Below are 23,158 nucleotides of genomic sequence, written 5' to 3' on the forward strand. Positions count from 1 at the left end.
CCGGTGCCGGGCGGCGGGCCTCGCGGATCCCCGGCGCTTCGGGCGGCGCTCTCCGCGCATCGCGCCCCTGTCCCTGTAGGGGCGCGCCCACAGGTGTAGGCGCGCGCCTACGCGCCTACTCCTCGCGCCCCGACAGGTCGTGCCGGCGGAGCAGCTCGTGGAGGTGGCTCCGGTCCATGCGCGCCGCGCGCGCGGCCGCCGAGAGGTTGCCCCCGTGGGCCCGCAGCAGCCCCCGGAGGTACGCGCGCTCCCAGCGCGACGTGGCCTTCTCCTTGGCGGCGCGGAACGAGAGCGCCGGGTCGAAGGCGTCCTCGGCTGCGGGCGGCGCGGCGCTGTCCGGCGCGCCGCCCTCGTCGTCCGCCCCGTCGCGCCACGGCGCCGCGTCGCCGAGGAGGACCGCGCGCTCCACGGCGGCCCGCAGCTCGCGCACGTTGCCGGGCCAGTCCTGCTGCGCGAGCGCCTCGAGGAGCTCGGCGGGCGGGCTCGGATCGCCGTCCGTGACCAGCTGCTCGTAGAAATGGGCGACGAGCAGCGGGATGTCCTCGATCCGCTCGCGCAGCGGCGGGATGCGGATCCGCACCACGTTCAGGCGGTAGAAGAGATCGGCCCGGAAGCGGCCGCGGTTGACCTCCTTCCGGAGGTCGCGGTGGGTCGCCGCGACGACGCGCATGTCGAGCGGCACCGGATCGAGGCTGCCGACGCGCTTGACGACGCGCTCCTCGAGCGCGCGGAGCAGCTTGGGCTGCATGTCGAGCGGCAGCTCCCCGATCTCGTCGAGGAAGACGGTGCCGCCGCGCGCCGCCTCGAAGGCGCCCGGGCGCGACGCGACCGCGCCGGTGAAGGCGCCCTTCACGTGCCCGAAGAGCTCGGCCTCGATGAGGTTCGGCGGGATCGCGGAGCAGTCGACGACGACGAAGGGCCCGCTCGCGCGCGGGCTGCTCTGGTGGATGGCCTCGGCGACGAGGCCCTTGCCGGTGCCGGTCTCGCCCTCGATCAGCACGGTGGAGGTGCTCCCGGCGATCCGGGGCAGGAGGGCGAACAGGCGGCGCATGGCGGCGCTCTGCCCGAGGGCGCGGCCGTAGCGCTCCTCGTCGCTGAGCGGCTGGCGGACCTCCTCGTCGAGGTGGTCGAAGCGCAGCGAGGTCTCGCCGACGCCGAGCACGGTCCCGGCCTTGAGGTAGGCGGAGCGGACGCGGTACCCGGCCATGGTCGTGCCGTTCTTGCTGTCGAGGTCGCGGAGCAGGAACCCCTCGGCCGTGGCGGTGATGGCGCAGTGATGGCGGGAGACGGTCGGATCGGTGAGCGTGAGGTGCGTGCCCGGCGCGGTGCCGATCACGAGCTCCGGCTCGTCCGAGTCCCGCGTGAGGCCGCGCTCCGGGCCCTCCAGGACCTTGAGCCGGAAGCGCCTGAACACGAGCTCCGTGGAGCGGGACACGAGCGCGCGGGTCTCGTCGGGCGAGGAGGGCGATGGCTGGCCGTGCGACATCGGGTCGAGGCTACCACGGCGCCGAGCGGGGGCTCTCCGCGGCGGACCCGCCTTGTACGCCGCGACCACCCGCTCGCGGAGATCGTTCGAGATCGGCGCCGCCGTCTCCCGGCCTGGACGGGCGCGAAGGAGAGGAACGAATAACGGTCGGTCAGGGCGCCTCGGAGAGCCGCGGTGTACACCTGCCCTCCGAGCACACCGCCGTCATTCCTTCCGGAACCACGGGCGCGCAGGGAGGGCACGCGACGACCTCTTCGGGGCAAACGAATCGTAAGATATGCATCCGGAGTCGATGGCATGTCAGGCGGTGGTGTGCCAGGCGACGCTGCGCGCCGTGATGACGTGATCGAGGTGCTGCGCGCCCTCTCCGGAGGGTAGTGCAGTCATTTGAACATGAAGGCGGGAAGAAAACCTGAATGATCTTCCCGCCTTCCCGTCTTCATGTGGACCCTCTCGGGGCAAATGACCGCATCCCCCTCCGGAGCGCCGCCTACGTGGAGGTATCGCGTCCCACCCGCCGACCGAGCGGGGCCGATATGCGTCACGACGCGCGTTCGTCGCGCGGCGATCGCCGGGCCGCGTTCACTCGCACGACGTGCACGCTGCAGCCGGATCGAGCGGTGACCGTCGACGCGACCGACTGGGACCAGGCGCGGCCGCTCTGCGGCGGCGCTCCGATCACGACGAGATCGACGTTGTTGTGGCGAGCCAGCTCGACAATCACGTCCTCCGGCGCGCTGGACGCGACGGCGTGCAACGAGAGCCGCTGGCTGGGCAGGCCGAGTGGTGCCGCCCAGCCTCGCAGCTTCACCAGATGCTCGCGGGACGCTCCGGAATGAGCGATCACGGTCAGGCAGATCAGGCGAAATTCCGTGCTGAGCGCGAGGAACTGCGAGACCGCAGAGCGGATCGCCTGGTGTCGCTCGTCTTCCAGATGGGTAGTGTCGACGGCGACCAGGACGATCGGTGTGCGGCTGAGCAGCGCCGGGGGCGCGCGGAGGCGGGCGCCGTGCTCGGCGCGAGCCCTCAGGAATCGCTGCAGCTGCGAGACCAGGCCGGCGCGCTTGGTCTTCGTGGCGCGCGCGCTGAGCGGCACCTGCTCGGGGTGTCGCAGGTCGAATGCCACGTGGGCAGCCGACTGGTAGCGCAGCTCCGCGCGCGGCTCCAGGCAGCGCAGGATGATCTCCTGCAGCCACGGCGGTATGCCGGGCGCGATCGCCGAGGGGGGCAGGGGGTCGAGCCAGAGCCGGTTGCGCACGTCGGTGTCGGGCTCGCCGAACGGCAGCTCCCCCGTCGCCAGCTCGTACAGCACCACGCCCAGCGCAAACAGATCGCTGCGCCGGTCTGCGCGTGTTCCGAGGATCTGCTCCGGCGAGACGTACGGCGCAGAGCCGGCGCCGAGACGCGTCTCCTCCGCCAGCAGATCGGGGTAATGCGCGTGGTGGGCGAAGCCAAAGTCGATGAGGACCACCGCGCCGTCCGCGCGAACGATGGCATTTTCGGGCTTCACATCCAGATGGACGACGCCCTGCTGATGGATGCCATGCAGCGCGTCCGCGAGGGCGGCGCCGATCCGGGCCACGTCGGCGGTGTTCAGCGGTCCATCGCCGAGCAGGTCAGCGAGCGTGCGGCCTTCGATCCACTCCGTGACCAGGTACGGCGTACCCGCGAGGTCTCCCGCCGCCACGAAGGCCGGCGCGTGAGGTCCCTTCAAGGTCGGGAGGATCATCGCTTCCGTCTCGAAGCCGACGACGCTCTCGCTGGGCTCGTTCGGCCCCAGGCGCGGCAGCTTCATGACCAGCGGCCGCTCGATGCCTGGCCTCGTGACGCGGAAGAGCACGCCCATGCCCCCCGCGCGCACGCGAGCGCCGAGCGTGAAGCCGTCAATCTCCGCGCCGGGGCTCCAGTCGTTCAGCTCGTGCATCATGGCCAGCCGCCCTCGCACGATGCGCTATGCGGCCAGTCGTGGCAAGCGCCGACCGGCGACGCGCGCCCCCGCGCCGCCTGAGCGCCCGCAGCGCCCAAGCTCGATCCCGGCGCGCAAGAGGCCAGTGGGCCCGACTGCTTCGCGCGCGCCGTGGCTGTGCTGTGGAACGGCCGCTACGAGGAAATTGACTTTCGCTGGCTCTTGGTACCCAACTGCTGGCATCACCTCGGGACCCCCGCGGCGGCGGCTCATTTCCCCGAGGCGCGCGTGGTGGGACCGGCGTCGGCGCGGGGCAGGAACAAGGCGCTGAGACTCGACATGGATATCCACGACGCCCAGTTCGGCGAGCAGGTCCCCGAGCTCGAGGCCTTGCCGCTCCGGGGCGTGCCGTTCTGGGACGAGACAGTGCTCTACCATCGGCCAACGCAAACCCTGCTGGGCGCAGACATCGTCATTTGCGCTTGCGCCAAGGACCACTGGACTTTGCGTTACGCCGCGCGCATTACTGGCTTTTACGAGCAGGTGCGCGTGCCTCCCGACGCCAGAAAGAAAATTCCGGACAAAAGCGCGGCCGCGCGCTCCATCCGCGCCATGCTGGAGCGACCGGCCAAGCGTCTCATCGTGGGGCACGCCGAGGTCATCGAAGAAGGTTGGCGCGACGGCCTCGCTGGAGCCTGGCGACTGGAGGGCGTGGAGGTGTAGGTTGACGGCGCCGCTCCGTTAGCGAGCCCACGCGCAGACGATTGGCGCCCGAGGCGGCTCGGTCATCCCTTGACAAGGTGCCGTTCGATCACGCCCACTGGTGTAACGTCCGCGCCGTCGTGGGGGTGTTGCGCGGACGTGAGGCGCATGATCACCGGTCTCGATCTTCATGCAACGCTGCATCGCATCGTGACGGACGCCGTGGGTGCCGTGCCGTCCGCGCAGCGAGCGAGCCTCCTGGCCCGTGACGGGGAGCAGTTGGTCCACAAGGCCTCTGTCGGCCTCGCTGGCGTGCTGGCGAGCCCGCAGGAGGTCGCCGGCGGCGCGGTGCCGGCCACCGTGATCGCGACGCTCTCCACGCTCTCCACGCTCTCCACGCCTGATTCCGCGGACAGCCCTCGGGTCATGGCGGCCGCCGACTGGTACCGCGAGCACCTGCCGGGCGCGTCGGCGCTGCACCTCGTGCCCGCGGGCGCGGTCGTGATCCTCACCCCGGTGCACGTGCAGGGACAGACGATCGGCGTGCTCGCCGTCGAGCAGCCGGGCGGGCAGGCGCCTTCCGCCGAGGGCTGGGCGCGGCTCCGCGCGCTGGCCGCGAGCGCCGGCGCGGCGCTGGAGCGGCGAGAGCTCTACAACGACAAGGCGCGGTCGGCCCAGGAGGTGCGCGTGCTCGAGGGGGTGCTGAACGCGGTGGCCGCGCGGACCAGCACGCATGAGCTCGTCGGGATGATCTCGAAAGGCATCAAGAGCGTGCAGCTCGGGCCGCAATGGCGCTCCGTGCACCTCGTCCTGCTGAGCGACGCTCCCTCCGGGGGCGCGCGCGGCGACGCCGCGGCCCGCGAGATCCGCGTCTACCACGTCCCGCACCGATCGCCGCTCGCGTTCTGGAACAATGTGCGTGACGGCGCCCTCATCGCGGGGCGCAGCGTCGGCATCCACGTGGACGTCCGCAACGCCCCCGCCCACAGCGCCGTCGAGCAGCGCGGGATCCTCGAGGACGCCATCGACCGGGGCGTGCACGGTATCGCGGTGGCGCCGATCACCCCGGAGGTCCTCGAGCCGGCCATCCGCCGGGCGGCGCGGGCCGGGGTCCCGGTGGTCACGATCGACACGCCGCCCGCCGAGGGCAGCTGCGCTCAGGCCTATATCGGCACCGACAACGTGGCGGCAGGGCGGCTCGCCGCGGAGATGATGGCCCGGCTGCTCCCGGGCGGAGGCAAGATCGGCGCGCTGACGTTCTGGCTCAGCGCCATGAACAGCCGCGAGCGCATCGAGGCGTTCCGTGCGGCGCTTTCGGGCACGCGCGCGCCCTTCGACCTGCAGCCGCCGGCCGAGGACCGGTTCGACATCGAGCTCGGGATGCGGAACGCCCGGGAGGCCGTGGAGACCGGAGGGATCGCCGGCGCCTTCGGCGTCTGCGCCGCGAACGGCGTGTCGTGGGGCGCGGCCGCGAGGGCGCTGGGGCGGTCGGGGGAGCTCAAGATCGTCGCCTTCGATCTGCTCACGGACACGCTCGAGATGCTCCGGGAAGGGACCATCCACGCCGTCCTGGTCCAGCGCGAGCACGAGATGGGCTATCGCGCGGTGCGGGTGCTCCACGACATGGTATCGAAGGGCATCGACGCGACCCTGGCCGGGCTGCCCACACGCGCCGGCTCCGGGGGAGGGTCCGCGCTGCGCTTCATCGACACCGGCATCGACGTCGTGACCATCGAGCGCACGCCCTGGTCGCTCCCCCTCTCCGACTACCTGCCTCTGGACGCCAACCGCAAGGCGGCGAAGCGGAGGGAGCAGCTCCCCTACGAGAGCCGCTCGAAGGAGCTCCTCCTCGTCACCGTGGACGCGGGAAACGAGGGGTACCGCGACGAGCGAGCCCCCCTCGACGCGAGGTCGATGGTCGGGCGGGTGCTGAGCACCGCCCGGCCGCTCATCGTCGACACGCACTCGAGCGAGCTCCACGACGCGCCCGATGTCGTCGAGGCGCGCGGGAGGGGGGCGCATACCCTTGTCGGCGTCCCGCTGCTCGCCGGCGGGTCCGCCTTCGGCGCCCTGGTCCTGGAGAGCGGGCGCCGGGCGGCGTGCTCGCTCGACGATCTCACGACGATCGAGCGCATCGTCGACACGATGGCCGTGGCGATCGAGAACACGCGGCTCGTCCACCGGATCACCGAGCGGACCCATGAGCTCGAGCGCGCGAACCGGCACCAGGAGTCGCTGCTCGACACGATCCGCGAGCTCTCGAGCCCTGTCGTGCCCATCGCGCGGGACATCCTCGTGATGCCGATCGTCGGGACGATGGACGCGCAGCGGTCCGGCCGCTTCATCGAGTCGATGCTGCAAGACATCACCGAGCACCACGCGCGCGTGGTGCTGGTCGACGTCACGGGGATGGCGGTCGTCGACGCCGCGTCGGTGGAGCACCTCCTGCGGGCGGCGCGGGCGGCGCGGCTGCTCGGCGCCGAGGTCGTGCTCGTCGGCGTCACGCCGGCGGCGGCGCGGCTGATGGTGGAGCAGGGCGTGGACCTCGGGAGCGTCATCACCCGCTCGACCCTGGAGCTCGGGTTCGCTCACGCGCTGTCGAAGACCGGCGGCCAGATCGTCTATCGCCGCTCACCGCACCCCCAGCCCTTCTGAGCCGAGCCGAACCGGGGCGACCAGGCGTCGGACCGCCGTGCGAACGGGCTACTTCTTCATCTCGGCGAGCGTGGCCTTGAACTGCGCGACGTTGTCCTTGTTGATCACGTCGACCCCGGTGTCGATCACCTTGCTCGGGGGGATGGCGGCGATGGCCGCGTCGCCCTCGGTCGCGAGGCGGTGGAGCCACTTGCTCCCCAGGTAGCCGAACTGGAACGGCTTCTGCACGACGGTGCAGGCGACAGTGCCGTTCTCGATGCCGGCGAGCGTCGCGTCCTCCTCGTCGAACACGGCCGGCTTGACCTTGCCCTTCTTCCCGAGCGCCTCGACGGCGGCGACGATGGCCGGCCCGTTGTACGACCAGAGGCCGGTCGCGACGTCGAGGTCGGGGTGGGCGTTGATGATGTCCTCCACGTTCGTGCGCGCCTTGGCGAGGTCGGTGTTGTCCTCGCGCTTGTCGACGAGCTGGATGTCGTGGGGAGTGACCACGTCCTGAATGCCCTTGAGGCGCTGGGCCGCGTTGTCGACCGCGAACATGCCGACGAAGGCGGCCATCTTCCCGCCGTTCGGCAGGAGCTTCACGATCTCGTTGCCAAGCACCTTCCCGGCCTCGTAGTTGTTCGTGCCGATGTAGAGCAGCCGGTTCGATTTCGGGGCGTCGGAGTCGAACGTGATCAGCTTGACCTTCTGCGCGACCTTGTTGAGCACGGTCACCTGATCGTCCGGCGCCAGGACGCTCACGCCGACGGCGTCGTAGCCCTGGCTGGCGAGGCTCTCGAGGATCTGGTTCTGCTCCGTGGGCGTGCTGTTCTGCGGCACCTTGAGGTCGACTTGAATCTTAGCCTCTTGCTCGTACTTGCGCACACCGGCGAACGCGATCTTCCAGAAGTCGCTGGAGCCGTTCGTCACGAACGCGACCTTGATGACCTTGGCCGTGGCTTCTTTGCCGTTGCCTTTGCTGCTGACCTCGCCCCCACCTCCCTGATCGCAGCCTGCGATCAACGCCATCGACAGCATGGTGAACGCCGCACATGCGAGCTCCCAGAGACCCTTCTGATGGTTCACGGCGGTTCTCCTCCGTTCGTCCGCGCGAAGCGTGCGTCGAGACGACGTCGCTGCTCCGCGACAGCGGTGATGCCCCAGAGCGATGCTAGCGACTCGCCTCGCCGATGTCGCGCCTCGCGTGAACGACCCGGGCTGATCATCGAGGTGACGCGCAGGTTCATCTGTTCCGGCAGGGGCCGAGCGTGTGCGAGCCCACCTGATCTGGAGAACAAGTGAGGCGAGGCACATGCGATGTGCGGTGTGAACCTCATGACTGCGGGGCTCCTGCTGAGGATGTGTCCGCAAGGCGGCGAGGGGGTGCGCGGGAGGCGCACTGACGGCCAGCTCGGGAGCGCGCGGAGCGGAGGCGGAGAGCTGGTGTCCGAGCCCGGACTCGGCTGCTCGGAGGCTCGGGCTGCCCGTCCGCCGGCGACCCCTATCTGTTCTTTTTTGTGGCTTTGCGGCTTTGCGTTGAAATCTCTCCCCAGCTCGCTGGCCGGGCTTCTGGAGGGCGGAGCTAGCCGGAGCGCCGGAACAGGCCCAGCAACCGCCTGAGCAGCCCCGGCTTCGGGGTCGGCGCGTCTGCCGCCGGCGCCGGCGCCGCCTGGTCGCGGCGTGCTGACCTTGGCGCCGCGTCGCGGCGCTTCGCCACGGCGGCGTCACGGGGCTTTGCTGCAGCGGGGGGCGCTCCAGGCTCCTCACGGGCGGCCTCCACGCCCTGGTCCGCGGTGGGCTCGGCCGCGCGGCTCGGCGCCTGCTTCGCTGCCTTCTTTTCGGCCCGCGCCTGGACTCTGGCCTTCATTGCCTCCTTGGCGGTGAGCGCGGGCTTCTTCTTCCGCGGGAATGCGGCGCTCGGCGGAGGCACCCACACAGCGTCCCGGCGCGGCTCGGGGGTCGCCGTCGTCTCCGGCGCCGGAGCCGGCGCCACGCCGCGCGTCTCGGCGGGCTGCGGCTGCCGCGACGCCTTGGAGGCGTTCGCCTCTCCGGCGGCGGGCGCGCGCTTCGCCTCGGCGAGCGCGGCGTTGCGCTCCGCCTCGCTCTGCGCGGGGTCCGCGGCGGGGGCCGCGCGCTGCTCTCGCGTGGCGGCGCCCGGCGCTGGATGGGACGCGGGCGCGCGGGTCTGGGCAGCGCCTCCGGCGCCTGTCCGGCCGCGCGGCGTCGCCCCATCCCGCGCCCCCCTGGCCTTGTCCGGCGAGCGGCGCTCGGCCGCGTCGCCGTCGCGCGCCCCGCGCCCGGCCGCGTTGCCGTCGCGCGCCCCGCGCCCGGCCGCGTTGCCGTCGCGCGCCCCGCGCTCGGCCGGGCCGCTGTCGCGTCCTGCGCGCGCCGCCGGCCCGCGCTCGCGCGCTCCACGGTCGGCAGGTCCGCGCTCCGCTGGCCACGCCGGGCGCCGCGGCGGCGGCTCCTGCGCGGGCGCTGGCGTGCGCGGCCGGCGCATGTCGATGACCCGCGGCGGCCGCGATCGAGCCGGCGCAGCGGCGGCGGGCGCAGCGGCGGCCGGCGAAGCGACGGCGGGCGCAGCGGCGGCCGGCGAATCGGCGGCCGGCGCCACCACGGCGTCTGCCGCGCTCGCTGCGCCCGCCGTCGTGGTCGTCGTCGTGCCGCCGGAAGAGGCCTCCGCGCCCGCCTCCGCCGGCCCTCCGGCGGCTTCCGTCGCGCGCTCCTCGACGGGCCCCGCGCTCTCCGGTTGCCCCTCCCCGTTTTCCGCTGTGCTTTGCTCGACCATGGGGCTCCTCCATAGCGTTGTCGCGCGCTCCGCGAAACCGGATCTCACCGCCTCCCACGCGCGGCCCGCGCGGTGCGTATCGTTCGAAGAGGGAAAAGAGGGATGAGGCGGCCGCGCCGGGCGGAGCTCCGCGCCGCGCGCCATTGCGGCAAGCCGGCCCGGTGCGCTCGGTCCCGGCCGGCTTGCCCAGCGGCCCGGCTACTCGCCCAGGTAGGGGACGAGGTTGACGGTCTCGCGATCGAGCTGGTGAATCCCGAAGCGGCGGGCGGCGAACAGGACCTCCTCGCCGCTGGTCACGAACCTCTCGGGCCAGCCCCAGAGCGGGAAGAACGCCTGTGCCTTCGGCGCCTCGGGCTCCTCGAGGGAGATCGCCAGGGCGCCGCCCGGCACCTCGAAGAGCGCCCGCATGTCGGCCGTGTGGCGCAGCGACGCCCAGGAGGCGAGTCGGACGGTGGAGAGCACGTCGAACTCGGGGATCGCAGGGCTCTCGTTCTCGTTCTCCGGCTCGGGCGGCGGCGCCTCACCCGCCGGCGAGAGCGTTGTCAGCTTCTGGTTGGGATCCCAGCCGGCGTACCACCAGCTGCTCGGGCGCCAGATCAGGCTGTGGGACAGGACGGGCAGCCCGCGGCCGTCGATGGAGATCGCGTTGACCTGGCGGTCCGGGAACTTCTGGTACTCCTGCAGGTACGCGAGCCCCTCGTGCACCTCGAGCCGCGCGATCGCCGTCTCGATGAACTGCTGGCCCCACACCCTGTCCCTCGCGAAGATCGACGCGCCCTGGATCGCGAGCACCTCGCCGGGCACGTTGATCCCCGGATCGAGCGCCGGCTGCGACGGGTTGGTCAGGTCGAGGTGCGTGAGGAAGTACTGCGTGCGCGGGCGCGGATCGTCCGGCGCGAGCCCGCTGATCGAGCGCTTGATGTTGAAGTAGAGCTCCCCGTCGTCGTTGAGGACGTTCACGGTCTCGTTGTCGTCCGGCAGCGCGACGGCGGGCGCCACGGTCGGGTGGTCCGGGTCGGAGAGGTCGACGACGTGGACCTCGATTTGTGCCCAGCTGCGGCGCGGGACGTACTCATAACAATACGTCGACGTGATCCCCACGATGTCGTTCCGGTCGACCTCGACCGGCGTGCAGCTCGTGTCCGCGCCGGGGTGGTCGGTGCACTCGGCGAACCCGCCGTTGCAGTACTCCTCGCCGCCGATGTTGCGGCACGTCCGCTCTCCGGCCATGTACGTGCAGCCTTCCTGCCCGAAGCAGCCCGGATCCTCGACCGAGCTGGTCCGGCACGCCCAGCCGACCCCGAGGTCCTCGGAGTGGCCGATGACGCGCAGGAAGGCGAGGGCATCGCGCGCGGGGTGCACCGTCGAGAACGAGCTGGCTCCGCCGTGGTAGCCGCCCGTGGCGGGGAGATCGCTCGTGTCGAGCGTGCCCGCCCGCCGCGGCGCGGTCGGATCGGACAGGTCGATCACCTCGAGGTGGGTCACCTTGCCCACCCAGTTCTCGAAGGTGGTGGTCAGCGACACGAGCAGATCGCCCACCTGATGGAGCTCCGCGTCGGCCGGCAGATCGAAGGTGGCGATCGGCCGCGCGAGCTGCGTGAGCCCGGCGCTCGGCACGACCTCCGCCTTGACCTTCCGGTTCTCGGCGGGGGTCCAGTAGAGATCGTAAGGCATCTTCACGCGGACGCGGTGCTCGCCGAACGCGAAGACCTTCACATAATCCGGGGCGAGATCGAGGTGTCCGAGCTTCTCGGGCGTGTCGAGCTTGTCCTGCGCGTAGAGGGTGAGCTCCTCATCGGAGACGTTCGCGGTGGCGATGTCCTCGGCGCGGAACGTGCGGCGCGCGGGGGTCCCGTGCTCCATCACGCCGCGGCGGGTCAGCGTGGTGTCCGAGAAGGTGAAGATCTGCACGCCGGAGAACGGCCGCCGGGTGTTGTCCACGACCCTGCTCGCGGAGAACGGGAGCAGCACGAGGCCCGTCTCGGGCTCTCCGGTCGCCGCCACGGCGTCCACCGCGTCGTCGAGCACGGTGAACGCGCGGTGATCCCAGTCGGCCTCGGACCAGCTCCAGCCCTGGGCGCCGCCGTCGATCTCGGCGCGCGCCACCAGGGGATCCTGGCTCGTCAGATCGGTGATGTCGTAGAGGCTGGCCGCGAGCTGCCGGCCGTTCTGATCGTTCACGCCGATGCCGATCAGGCGGGTCGCGCCGAAGACCGGGCGGAAGAAGTTGTTCCACCCGGACACGATGAACTCGCTCTCCTCGGTGACGTTCCCGCTCGGATCGATGGAGAAGGCGTGGAAGGGATCCTGGCGCCGGTAGGTGACCGCGAACGCCCTGTCGTCCAGGAAGATGGCGCCGTAGAGCGACTGCTGGGCGCCGAACTCCTCGCTGTCGATCGGCACGATGTTGTCGGGATCGGCCGCGTTCCACGTCTCGAGGTAGCTGGGCGTCCCGTCGGCCCACTGCGGACCGGAGAAGACCCGCAGCATGTTGTCGCGGAAGTCCATGTGGAACTGGGAGCGCACGTAGCTGGCCGTGCTCACGCTGTCGCGCAGCACCATCGACCCGTCGCGGTTCGAGATGTCGATGATCGAGATCTCGCTGGGATCCTGCGACCAGCTGCCGCCGTTGCGCGCCACGAGGAGCACGTCCGCCTCGGCGTGGATGGCGGTCACGGCGTCGCCGAGCTCGATCTCGCCGCGCTCGATGAGCGCGTCGGCGCCGACATCGAAGCTCTGGACGAGGGTCTTGTTGACCCACTGGAACTGCCCGGGGTTGATCTCCTCGAGCTCCGAGCCGTTCGAGGCGATGTAGAGCGAGCTCGCGCTGTCGCCGCGCGCGAGGCGGCTCGTCATGATGGCGCCCGTGACCGGGTATTGCGACAGGAGCTTCGGCGCGGCGCGGTCGGCGATGTCGATGAACAGCACGGTCCCGCCGGTCCGCCGCTCCACGGTCAGGCCGTCGGCCTTGAGCTGGTAGCCGGCCCAGTCGTTCAGGAGCACCACCGCGCGGTCGCCGACGACGTACATCTCGACCGGGGTGCCGGCGATCTGCATCTGGCCCAGGAACTTCGGGTCCGACGGGTCCTGGATATCGATGACCTGCAGGCCGCGGAAGGTGTTGAGGTTGAGGAGCTGCCCGCCGCCGAGGACGCGGTAGATGTCGCCTTCCTCGAGCTCGCGGCTCTCTTCTTCTTCCTCCTCCTCTTCTTCCTCTTCTTCTTCCTCCTCGCCGAGGTACCCCTCGGTGAACGGATCATCGGCCGACACGAAGTCGGTGGGCCCCTCCGGGGTCTCTGGCTCCTCGGGCTCTTCGGGCTCTTCGGGCTCTTCCTTGGGAGGATCGGGCTCCTCCTCCTCGGGCGGAGGGTTCTCGTTCTCTTCTTCGGGTGGGGTCTGCTCCTGGGGCTCGGGCTTGTTGTCGTCGCTCCCGCATCCCTGTCCGAGCAGCAAGAGGAGCGCGGCCATCACGCTGGCCTGCGCTGACAGCACACCTCTGAATAGTGCTCTTCTCTTCGCCACAGCTACTCCTCCCTGGCACCTCGCATGAGGTGCGGAGACGGCGCACATCGATGTGTCCTACACGGTTCAACGTGGTCGGAACGTCGCGGTCCGGGGGCGGCGGTGCGGCGAGTCCCCGGCGAGCGATCGAGGGCGCGTCCGGCACGGCGCATCCCGCGATCGAGCCGGTCTTCGCGGCTTCGCACTACCGCGGACCGTGAGCTTGCATCCAGCGGAGTATCCACCTTCTGGAGGAGCCGCTCAATGTGGAATGCTGTTACGGAACGGCGGCAGAGCGGATCGCTCTGCGTGGCGCAGGATGGGTTCTTGGGTGGAGCGGAGCGCCGAACGCTCACACGTGGCGGCGTCTGCCCACACGACGGTTCGAACAGCGCTGGTTGCCGTCGGCTCGCGCCGGTCTGCGGGGCGCTCGACGCCTTCTATCGTGACGTCGAGCGGCGCGTGACCCGCGCTCGTCGCGCGCCGGTCACGCGGCCTCTTCCTTCTCCTCCGCCCGCGCCACCGGCAGCGCGACGAAGAACGTCGACCCCTTCGAGACCACGCTCTCCACCCAGATCCGCCCGCCATGGCCCTCGACGATCCGCTGCGCGATCGCCAGCCCGAGGCCCGTCGAGCGCTCCCCCCCGGTGCTGACCGTCCTCGCCCGCCCGAACGGCCGGAAGAGCTTCCCGAGGTCCTCCGCCGCGATCCCGGGGCCTTCGTCCTTCACCGACAGGAGCACCTCGGCCCCTCCGCCGACATCCCCCCCGCGGCTCCCCTCGACCCGGACGCGGATGGTCGTGCCCGGAGGCGAGTAGTGAATGGCGTTGCTGATGAGGTTGTTGAGCACCTGCTCCAGCTTGTGGACGTCGACCTCGACCCGCGGGACGCCCTCGTCGCTCTCGACGACGAGCTTCATGTTCTTCTGCCCCGCCAGCACCAGGTTGAGCGCCACGTTGGACTCGACGAGCTGGACGATATCCGTGCTCTTCCTGTCGAGGTTCAGCTTGCCGAGCTCGATCATCGACACGTCGAGCAGATCGTTGATGAGCGAGAGCATGAATTTGCTCGAGCTCCTGATCATGTTGACGATCTCGACGCCACCCTCCTTGAGCAGCGACGACGGCTCCCCGCGCCGGTGGCTCATCAGCATGAAATCGCTGTAGCCCAGGATGACGCCGAGCGGGTTCCTGAGGTCGTGGGCCGCCATGCCGACGAAGCGGTTCTTCTCCTCGTTCAGCCGGACCAGCTCCGCGTTCTTCGCCGCGAGCTCCTCGTGCATCTGGACGAGCTGCCGGTTGCTCTCCTCCAGCGTGTCGGCGTACTGCTTGAGCTTGAGCTGGCTCCGCTTGTGCTCGATGGCGTAGCGCATCGTGCGCTCGAGGATCTGCGCGTCGAACCTGCCCTTCACCAGGTAATCCGCGACGCCCGCGGTCATCGCGGCCATGTCGATCTCCTCGTCGCCGACCCCCGTCAGCATGATGATGGGGATCGCGCAGCCGAGGTGGTTGGCCTCACGCACGACGTCGAGGCCCGTCCGGGCGTCGAGCCGGAAGTCGAGGAGGCAGACGTCGTAGCCGCCGGCGCGCAGCGCCCGGATCGCCTCGTCCGAGCTGCTCAGCCACGTCACGTCGTACCGGGTGCGGGGAGCGTCGCGGAGGAGCCTCCGCGTGACGAGGTGGTCGACCTCGTCGTCATCCACAAGCAGGACCTTCATCACGCTGTCGTTCATCGGGAGCCTCGACCACGCCGGACATCGGCGCTCTCCCGCCGGCAAGCTTCGCGCCACGCCGCCTGCTCCACCCCCGCCGCGGCGGAGGCCAGGGTCTTCGCCCCGCCCCTCATGGCCGGCGCTTCTGCTCTTCGGCGACGCCCACGAGCGCGCGCGCCAGGGTGATGAGCTGCCCCGCGTCGAACGGCTTGACGAGGAACGCCGACGCGCCGAGGCGCGACAGGCACTGCCAGTCGGCCGCGCCCCCGGTCCCGGTCGCCACGATGATCGGGAAATCCCCTTGCGGGAGCTTGCGCACCGCCGCCGTGAGCGCGATGCCGTCCAGCCCGGGCATGTCGAGGTCGAACACGCCGAGCGACGGGCGGTTCGCCTCGATGGCTTCCAGCGCCGCGGCGCCGTCGGGCGCGGTCTCGATGGCCGCGCCGGGCAGCGCCTCCGCGAGGACGCTGGCGAGGAAGCTGCGGAACGACGGGCTGTCGTCGGCGACCAGGACGCGCGTCGTGCGCGCGTACGCCGGCAGGGCGCCGCGCGCGTCGAGCAGCGCCTCGCGCAGCGCCTCCGCGCTCGCCGTGCGCTCGTCGGGCTCCTTGGCCAGCGCCGCGAGCACCGGCGCGTCGAACGACGGCGGCAGATCAGGGCAGATCTCGCTCGGCGGGATCGGGGGCTGATACGCGTGCTGCATGACCAGATCCACCGTGCTCGTGCTCTGGAACGGCAGGCGGCCGGCGAGCAGGTAGTACGCGACCACCCCGAGGGCGTAGACGTCGATGCGCGGCAGCAGCGCGGGATCGAGCTGCCGGCCCAGCGCCACCTCCGGCGCCAGGTACGCCGGGGTGCCGGAGAAGGCGAGCTCGATCCGATCGCCGCGGGGGATCCGCTTCGCGAGCCCGAGATCGGCCACCACCACGCGGAGGGCCTGGCCGACGAGGATGTTGCTCGGCTTCACGTCGCGGTGGGCGATGCCCGAGGCGTGGATCGCCGAGACGCCGAGGCAGACCTGGTCGAGGACGCTCAGCGCCTCGTCGAGGCCGAGCCGGCCCCCCTTGCTGTGGACGTGGGTGTCGAGCGTGACCCCCGGCACGTACTGCATGACGAAATACGGCGCGTTCTCGTACTCGCCGAACGCATAGATCTCGACGACGTTCGGGTGGTGGACGCGCGCCATCGCCCGCGCCTCCGCCAGCAGGCGGGCCTGCATCTGCGCGTTGTCGAGCTGCTCCGGCCGGAGCAGCTTGATGGCGACGTCCCGCTGGAGCTGCTCGTCGCGCGCCAGGAGGATGACGCCCATCGCCCCCTCTCCAAGGCGACCGACGACGCGGTAGACCCCTCCGAGCAACGTGCCCTCGGGCGGCACCTGAACCGGGCTGCCTCCCTCGTGCAGGCTCGAGCGCGCCGCGGCCTGCCAGAGGTCCTCGTCGCTCAGCGTCGAGCCGTCGCCGTTCCGCTCGGCCGGCGGCTCCGCCCGCGTGGGGGGACGGTCGCGCACCACGGTGTCGACGCCCTGCAGCGTATCCGCGGCGTCGGGCGCGAGCGGCGCGGGGGGATCGCCGCCGTTCGCGCTTCCAGAGCTGAAGCTGGGCGAGCCGTCCGCCGCGTCTGCCATGGTGCGCATGATACGTGCCCTGCGCATGCCTATCAACGGAGAGCGACATGCGCTCCAGCTGCGAAGCGCGGTGCACGCGGCGGTCTGACGGCGTGTCGCGGGCGCGTCACGGTCAGGCGGGATGTCGGAGCTGTGGCAGGATGCCACGCTGCGCGGCGACCGTGGCTTTGCGCCGCGCTCGCCGGCCGGCCAGGCCGCCGCGCGCTCGGAGGACGCCGATCCCGATGGTGCGCCTTCGCATGCGCGGGGCCTTGGGAGCCCGTCCCCGGCGCGCGGAAGCGTCGCGCAGGAGGGCCGGGCGGGCGGCTGGCGCACGCTGCTCGGGGCACGCCGAAGAAGCGATGGCCTTGACGCGTGTCGCCGGCCTCGATTGGTTCAGCCGTCCAGCAGCTGTCCCTCTCGTCGATCCATGGCGAGCTTCGCCTTTTCCCCGCCGAGCATGGCGACGGGCGAGCCAGCACGGCGCCAGGGTCGTCACGATCACCTCGGTCGTGGGCTTGCAGGCAGAGCCAGGCCGCATGCCCGCCGTCGGACCTGCCTGTCCGCGGAAAGGCGGTTGCCGAGGGAGTAACCGTCCGGCGATGAGGGGTTTTCTGAAGGCCGACGTGAATCGGAATGGCTATACTCGAATGGTCATGAGGATGCTCCCGGTCGAGTCCGTCTGTGCCGGCGCGCCAGGAGCGAGGAACGGCTGTGCAGTACAGTGAAGTACAGTATAGAAAATGAGTGTTGATGGCCAGCAGCTAGCGGATCGATATTGAAGAGAGCTCGACGGAGTCATCGGGCTCCCGCGCTGAGTGAGCCGAGAGGTGGCCTGAGCCCTATCGGTCGCTCTGGGGGCCATGGAGATCGAGGTGACGATGAATATTCTCGTTGCGGAAGATGACGACGACCTGCGCGAGCTCGTGGCGATGACGCTCTCGGTGGAGGGATTCCATGTGCAGACAGCGCGGCACGGACAAGAGGCTCTGGAGAGGATAGGTGAACACATGCCCGACCTCATCCTGCTCGACATCAAGATGCCGGTCATGGACGGCCGGACCTTCGCGCGGGAGTTTCAGATCCGATACGGCCGGTCGGTGCCCATCATGGTCCTGACCGCGGCCGAGCACGCCGCCCTTCGAGCCCAGGAGATCGGCGCCGCAGGGTGGATCGCGAAGCCCTTTCACTGCGACCAGCTGGTCAGGATGGTACGGTCGCACCTTCGCACGTGAGGGGCAGGCGGACGTGGAACGTGCTGCCACGGCCTTCCTCACTCTCGAACCACATCTCTCCTCCGTGGCGCGCCACGATCGCGCGCGACAGGTACAGCCCCGTCCCCATCCCTCCGTAATCGTGGGGCGTATCGGTGTGGGCGCGATGGAAGCGCTCGAAGATCCGCGCCCGCTTCTCCACGGGGATCCCCACCCCCTGATCGCGCACGGACACCAGGGCGTCGAGCGCGTCCGCCATCCGCACGTCCAGCTCCACCTCGCCGCCGTCCGGAGAGTACCGCAGGGCGTTGTCGAGCAAGTGCGCCACGACCCGCTCCAGGAGCTCGCGGTCCCCTTGGAGCACCACGGGCTCGGCGCACGTGACCCGGATGCGGCGCGACCGCGCCCCCTGCTCCAGGCGCGCCGCCATGCGTTCGGCCAGCTCCCCGAGATCCACGCGCTCGAGCACCAGATCCAGCCGGCCGAGCTGGACTTGCGAGAGGAACAGCAGATCGGCCACGATCCGCTCGATCCGGTCGGCGCCCCGCAGCAGCCCGTCCAGGATCCGGCGCTGACCCGGCGGCAGCTCCGTCGCCGTGCGCAAGAGCATCTCGGCATAGCCCATGATCACCGTCACGGGCGTCTTGAGCTCGTGCGCGGCCACGCGGAGAAACTGGTCCTTGAGCCGGTCGAGCTCCACGAGCTCGGTGACGTCCCGCACGACCGCCACCGCGCCCACCACCTGCCCCCCCGCATCGCGCATGGGCGACGCGCTCGTGTGCACGTAGCGGGTCCGCTCCGCGCCGGGGAGCGAGATCGTCCCCTCATCCAGGGCCACCGTCTCGCCGCCGAGCGCGCGCATGAGCGGCGTTTGCTCCGCTTCGTAGGGCGTCCCGTTCGGGCGGTCGAAGCAGAGCCGCCGCGCCAGCTCCGCGATGGGCCCGCGCGCCTCGTCCGGGCTCGCGAGCCCCGCGAGGCGCGCCGCCGCATGGTTGGCCAGGGTGACGCGCCCGTTCCGGTCGACGACGAAGACGCTGTCGACCATGTTGTCGAGCACCGCTTTGATCTCCATCTGGCTCCGCTCGAGGTCGGCGTAGAGCATGGCATTGTCGAGCGAGATGGCCGTCTGGGCGCCGAGCAGCTCGAGCACCCGGATCGTGCCGGCCGTGAACGCCCCCGTCGCGACGTTGTTCTCCAGGTAGACAAGGCCGCTCAGGCGCGCCTGCCGTACGATGGGGAGGCACAGCAGCGAGTGCGGCCGTCTCCGGGTGAGGTGCTCGTCCGAAGCGAACCGCGTCGCCGCGGCGGCCTCGTCCAGGATGACGGGCTCACGCGTCCGCGCGACGTAGTGGAGGATCGACATCGGGAACGCCGCCGCCGAGGCCGGGACGCCCTTGTGGCGCGCGACGCGGATCTCCGTCCCGTCGGTCGTGGCCTCGGCGTAGACGGCGAGCTCGCCGTCGCGGACCAGGATCAGCGCCCCTCTCTGCCCGCCCGCCTGCTGGAGCACGATCTGCAGCAGCGTCTCGCTGAGCTTCGGCAAGAGGATCTCGGACGAGATGCTCTGCAAGGCTTTGACCACCGAGAGCAGGTCGAGCTGCTCGGGCGCGGCCACGAACGTGGCGGTGAGCGCGACCGAGGGTCGCTCGACGAGCTCGGGGTAGCATCGGTCGAGGCTCTGGACTTTGCCATCGGCGCCCCAGCGGACATAGCAGGAGCGGGCCTCGCGCAGGTAGGTGTCGGCGAAGCGCACGAACCCTCGCGCCCGATAAAACCGAGATGCGAGCTCGAAGGCGAGCGCTTCGACGTGGACGAAGCCGCTGTCGCGCGCCGAGTGGACGGCCTCTTCATAGAAGCGCATGGCGTCGAGGTCCCGCCCCTCGGTGCGGGCGACCTCGGCGGATACCAGGGCGTAGCGGGTCCGGAAGTTGTCGGGGCAGTTGTCGGCCCAGAGCGCCAGCTTCTGCAATTGCTCCTCGAGCGTCTGCGCGAACTGCCGCTGCTGCTCGGCAGGGGCCTGCGCATGGAGCGCCGTCAGCGTGAGCGCGTGGTAGAAGTGATGCATCGCCTCGATCGCCATGGATGCCACCTGGTGCAGCGTCGACGTGGCGCTGGTCGCGGACTCAAGCGCTTCGGCATAGCGTTCATGGGTAAATGCCGCGATCTGCTTCATGACGTGGTAGTATGTAATACCAAGGCCGAAGCCCGCCTTCTCGAGGGCCGCGATGCAGCTCTCCTCGTCGAAGGTGCCGTCGCTGAAGCTCGTGGGCGCCTGCGTCGCTCCCTTCAGGCTCGCTGCAAACTGCTCTTCGAGCCGGAGGACATGGTATACCACGTCATTGTGGGTCTGCCGGGCGAACGCGATGTGCTTCCGCGCGACATCGATGACATGAGCGAGCGGCTCTCCGCTCTCCAGGACGAGCCATGTCATGTTGTAGGTCAAGTAGCCGGCAAAGACGAGATCTCCGATGTCGAGGCAAGCGAGAAAGGCCTGCTCCATGAGCGGGAGGCTCGCTGCGAAGCGCCTGCACCAGACTCTGATGACGCTTGCGTTCTGGAAGAGCAGCTTCCCTTTCAGTTTTGCCGTGGCGCTCTTGAATTTTTCATTCAGCCTGAGCGCCATCTCGGAGAACTGAAGCGCGCGCGGGATGTCGCGGTAGAACGAGATCAGCACCATGCTGTAATTGCTATAGATGAAAGAGGACTCTTCGGCGTGCCCGCGCTGCAGGGAGACGCTCACCCCCTTGGCGGTGAGCAGGACCCAGAGCGCCGGTCGCGAGGTGTATACGATGGGGAACGATTCGGCGAGCAGGCCGATGAGCGCGCGCGCGCTCTCGTCGGTGGCTACAGGCGCCTCGACGAGGTCGGCGATGGGGCGCCCCTGCAGGTTGATCGAGACCTGCCGGATCTCGGCCTCCGCGGCCATCCGGATCTCCTCGTCGGACTCCGGGAGCATCACCCCGTAGAGCTGCAGGGCCTGGATCATGACCGCCACGGCGTCGCGGTGCCGTCCGGCGATCTGGTAGAGCCGCAGGCGCGATCGGTACGCCCTGGATCGGTCGGGCTTGGAGCGGGCGTTCTGGAGGATCAGGTCGAACAGCTCGTCGGCCTGCTGGAAGCGGCCGACGAGGTACTCGCATTCGGCGAGCTCCAGGTGGAGCGTGAACGCATCCTCGTACCGTGCGCGCCAGGCGTCCGGTGGCAGGAGGGATGTCGCCTGGGCCAGGTAGCTGCGAGCCGACGCGTAGGCCACCGAGGCTTTTGCCTTGGTCCCCGCCAGCAAGTTGAGCCGGCAGAGCGCCTCCTTCTCGCGCGGGTCGGTGAGGAGGTGGGCGCCGTGATTGAGCTGGTTTACGACATCGAAGACCCGCTCTGCGATCCCCTGCTCTGGCAACCGAGACAAGAGGAGCCGGCCGAGCTGAAGATGCACCTCGGCGCGCAGCTCCGCCGGGATGAGCGAATAGGCCGCTTCCTGGATGCGGTCGTGGAGGAACTTGTAGGTGCTGTCCACGCGGAGGACGAGGCCCGCGCGGACGGCCTCCCAGAGGTCCGCGTGCACGTCGTGCTCCACGCTGCCGCGAACCATCGCCAGGAGGGCGACCTCGGCGTTATTTCCCAGACAGGCGAGCTGCTTCAGCGCTTCCTGGGTCTCCGCGGGCAGCCGCCTGAGCTTGCCGACCATCAGGTCGACCACGTTGTCGGTGTAGCCCTTTTCGCGGATCTTCGCGACGTCCCACCGAAAGGCTTCCGTGCGCTCGTCGAACTCGATCAGGCGCTCTTCATGGAGCGAGAGGAGGAACTGAATGGCGAAGAAGGGGTTGCCGGCCGTCTTCTCGTAGGCGAGATCGGAGAGCGGCGCGCCGTCTTCGAGGCGGCAGCGAAGCGCCTCGCCGACGAACGCGGCGAGGTGCTCGCGCGGTATCGGGCCGAGCACGATGTTCGAGACGCGCGCGCCGTCTCTCCGCACCTCGTCCAACGTCACCAGGAGCGGGTGGGCGGGGGATACCTCGTTGTCGCGGTAGGCGCCGATGACGAGGAGATAGCGCATCTCAGGGTGGGCCAAGAGGTCCTTAAGCAGCCCGAGGCTGGCCGCGTCGACCCACTGGAGATCGTCGAGAAAGAGCGCGAGGGGGTGCTCCTTCTGGGCGAACACCCCGATGAAGTGCCGGAGCACCATGCGGAAGCGGTTCTGCGCCTCGGTTGGCGGCAGCTCGGGGACCGGCGGTTGCCGTCCGATGATCAGCTCGACCTGCGGGATCACCTCCACGATGAGCTGGGCGTTGACCCCGAGGACGTCGAGCAGCTGCCGTCTCCACGCCGCGATCCGCTCCTCGCTCTCGGCGAGGAGCTCGATCGTGAGCTCCTGGAAGGCCTGGACGAGCGTGGCGTAGGGGATATCGCGCTTGTACTGATCGAACTTGCCCGAGAGGAAGAAGGCTCGCTCCCGAATGATCGGCTTATGCAGCTCATGGACGAGCGCGCTCTTGCCGATCCCGGAGTATCCGGAGATGAGCAGGAGCTCCGGCGTACCCGTGGCGACCACGCGGCCGAAGGCCTGCAGCAAGGTGGCGACCTCCGCCTCTCTGCCATAGAGCTTCTGCGGGATCTGGAGCCGGCCTGTCGTGTCTTGCTCGCCCAGCGCAAACGGCTCCACCCGCCCGCTCGCGCTCCACGCTGCGAGGCACCTCTCCAGGTCGCGCTGGAGGCCGCGAGCGCTCTGGTAGCGATCCTCGGGCATCTTGGAGAGGAGCTTCAGGGTGATGCGCGAGATCGTCTCGGGCACCTCGGGGACGAGCTCCGACGGCGACGTGGGGACGCGGGCCACGTGGCAATGGACCCATTCGACCGGGTCGCGCGCCTCGAAGGGGAGCCTGCCGGTGAGCATTTGATTGAACGTCACGCCGAGCGAGTAGAGGTCGGTGCGGTTGTCGATGGCCCGGCTCGTCCGACCTGTCTGCTCCGGCGATAGATAGGGCAAGGAGCCCTCGATGAGCCTGGGGGGCTGCGCGCGCTGCTGCTCGCGGGGGAGGCGGGACGCGAACCCGAAGTCGGCGATCCTGACCTCGCCGGAGGCGGGGTTGACGAGGATGTTGCCGGGTTTCAGGTCCTTGTGGATGATGTCCTGCTGGTGAACGTCCGCGACCGCCGCCGCGATGCGGATCGCGAGGGGGAGGAAGCGCTCGATCCCCATGGGCGTCCCGATCAGGTGATCGAGGGACTGGCCGCCGAAGTCCTCCAGGATGAGGGCCGGCATGCCCTGGTACGTCTCGAGGGCGAGCGGCTTGATGACGGCCCGGGCATCGAGCAGCTGTCCGAGCTCATACTCGTGCTTCAGCCGCTCGCGGTCCTTCGGGCGGCTGCGCCGCGGATCGAGCACCTTGAGGATGACCGGGCAGCGATCGGCGCTCCTGATTGCACGATAGACGACGGCTCTGCCATCGAGGGAGAGAGGCATGGTGATCGTGTACGGGGAGGCGAGGGGCATGGAGAGGGTTCCTGATGCGCGACACGCTCGGCGAGGGCGATGAGGCCGCGTGCGCGGTGCTCCACGGGGCTCGGGCGTCGTCGGCCGGGCCGCCGAGCCGGACCGAGGACGTGATTGAGCGCATCACG

The 23,158-nt window shown here is 70.1% G+C and carries 11 protein-coding genes; 3 read left to right on the plus strand and 8 right to left on the minus strand.

The window, feature by feature from the left end; all coding sequences use genetic code 11:
- Window positions 1-115: 115 nt before the first annotated feature.
- Together WMF11_RS12860 and WMF11_RS12865 are read right to left on the minus strand one after the other, a co-directional pair.
- Window positions 116-1,486 carry a sigma 54-interacting transcriptional regulator gene (locus WMF11_RS12860; protein WP_437908683.1) on the minus strand — a complete coding sequence of 457 codons (1,371 nt, stop codon included), beginning with the start codon at window positions 1,484-1,486 and terminating at the stop codon, window positions 116-118.
- A 541-nt stretch (window positions 1,487-2,027) separates the two neighbouring features.
- The gene (locus tag WMF11_RS12865) at window positions 2,028-3,413 is read right to left on the minus strand and encodes a serine/threonine protein kinase (protein WP_437977686.1); all 1,386 of its coding nucleotides are present in this window, start codon (window positions 3,411-3,413) and stop codon (window positions 2,028-2,030) included.
- A 150-nt stretch (window positions 3,414-3,563) separates the two neighbouring features.
- Here WMF11_RS12865 and WMF11_RS12870 point away from each other — a divergent pair, with 150 nt between their 5' ends.
- The gene (locus tag WMF11_RS12870; protein ID WP_437977687.1) at window positions 3,564-4,115 is read left to right on the plus strand and encodes a hypothetical protein; all 552 of its coding nucleotides are present in this window, start codon (window positions 3,564-3,566) and stop codon (window positions 4,113-4,115) included.
- A gap of 147 nt (window positions 4,116-4,262) precedes the next feature.
- Entirely contained in the window at window positions 4,263-6,749 is a 2,487-nt protein-coding gene (locus WMF11_RS12875; RefSeq protein ID WP_437977688.1) for a substrate-binding domain-containing protein, read from the plus strand.
- 48 nt (window positions 6,750-6,797) lie between these two features.
- Here WMF11_RS12875 and WMF11_RS12880 read toward each other — a convergent pair whose 3' ends face one another.
- The 5 genes from WMF11_RS12880 to WMF11_RS12900 all read right to left on the minus strand — a co-directional run bounded on the left by WMF11_RS12880 (window position 6,798) and on the right by WMF11_RS12900 (window position 16,352).
- Window positions 6,798-7,814, minus strand: coding sequence for a sugar-binding protein (locus WMF11_RS12880; protein WP_437908691.1), 1,017 nt, complete (start codon window positions 7,812-7,814; stop codon window positions 6,798-6,800).
- 496 nt (window positions 7,815-8,310) lie between these two features.
- Window positions 8,311-9,516, minus strand: coding sequence for a hypothetical protein (locus WMF11_RS12885; protein ID WP_437977689.1), 1,206 nt, complete (start codon window positions 9,514-9,516; stop codon window positions 8,311-8,313).
- A gap of 198 nt (window positions 9,517-9,714) precedes the next feature.
- Window positions 9,715-13,008 carry a beta-propeller domain-containing protein gene (locus tag WMF11_RS12890; protein WP_437977690.1) on the minus strand — a complete coding sequence of 1,098 codons (3,294 nt, stop codon included), beginning with the start codon at window positions 13,006-13,008 and terminating at the stop codon, window positions 9,715-9,717.
- A gap of 496 nt (window positions 13,009-13,504) precedes the next feature.
- On the minus strand, window positions 13,505-14,749 hold the full coding sequence (locus WMF11_RS12895) for an ATP-binding protein (RefSeq protein WP_437977691.1): 1,245 nt from the start codon (window positions 14,747-14,749) through the stop codon (window positions 13,505-13,507).
- A gap of 109 nt (window positions 14,750-14,858) precedes the next feature.
- Window positions 14,859-16,352, minus strand: coding sequence for a protein kinase domain-containing protein (locus tag WMF11_RS12900; protein ID WP_437977692.1), 1,494 nt, complete (start codon window positions 16,350-16,352; stop codon window positions 14,859-14,861).
- A gap of 842 nt (window positions 16,353-17,194) precedes the next feature.
- Between WMF11_RS12900 and WMF11_RS12905 the strand changes: the two genes are divergently transcribed.
- Window positions 17,195-17,566, plus strand: coding sequence for a response regulator (locus tag WMF11_RS12905; protein ID WP_437977693.1), 372 nt, complete (start codon window positions 17,195-17,197; stop codon window positions 17,564-17,566).
- On the opposite strand, the gene WMF11_RS12910 is transcribed toward WMF11_RS12905, so the two are convergent.
- Window positions 17,535-23,000 carry an AAA family ATPase gene (locus WMF11_RS12910; RefSeq protein ID WP_437977694.1) on the minus strand — a complete coding sequence of 1,822 codons (5,466 nt, stop codon included), beginning with the start codon at window positions 22,998-23,000 and terminating at the stop codon, window positions 17,535-17,537. The genes WMF11_RS12905 and WMF11_RS12910 overlap by 32 nt on opposite strands.
- Window positions 23,001-23,158: the final 158 nt, after the last annotated feature.

Origin of the sequence: Sorangium sp. So ce295, assembly GCF_051527405.1 — a bacterium.
Classification (GTDB): Bacteria; Myxococcota_A; Polyangia; order Polyangiales; family Polyangiaceae; genus Sorangium; species Sorangium cellulosum_B.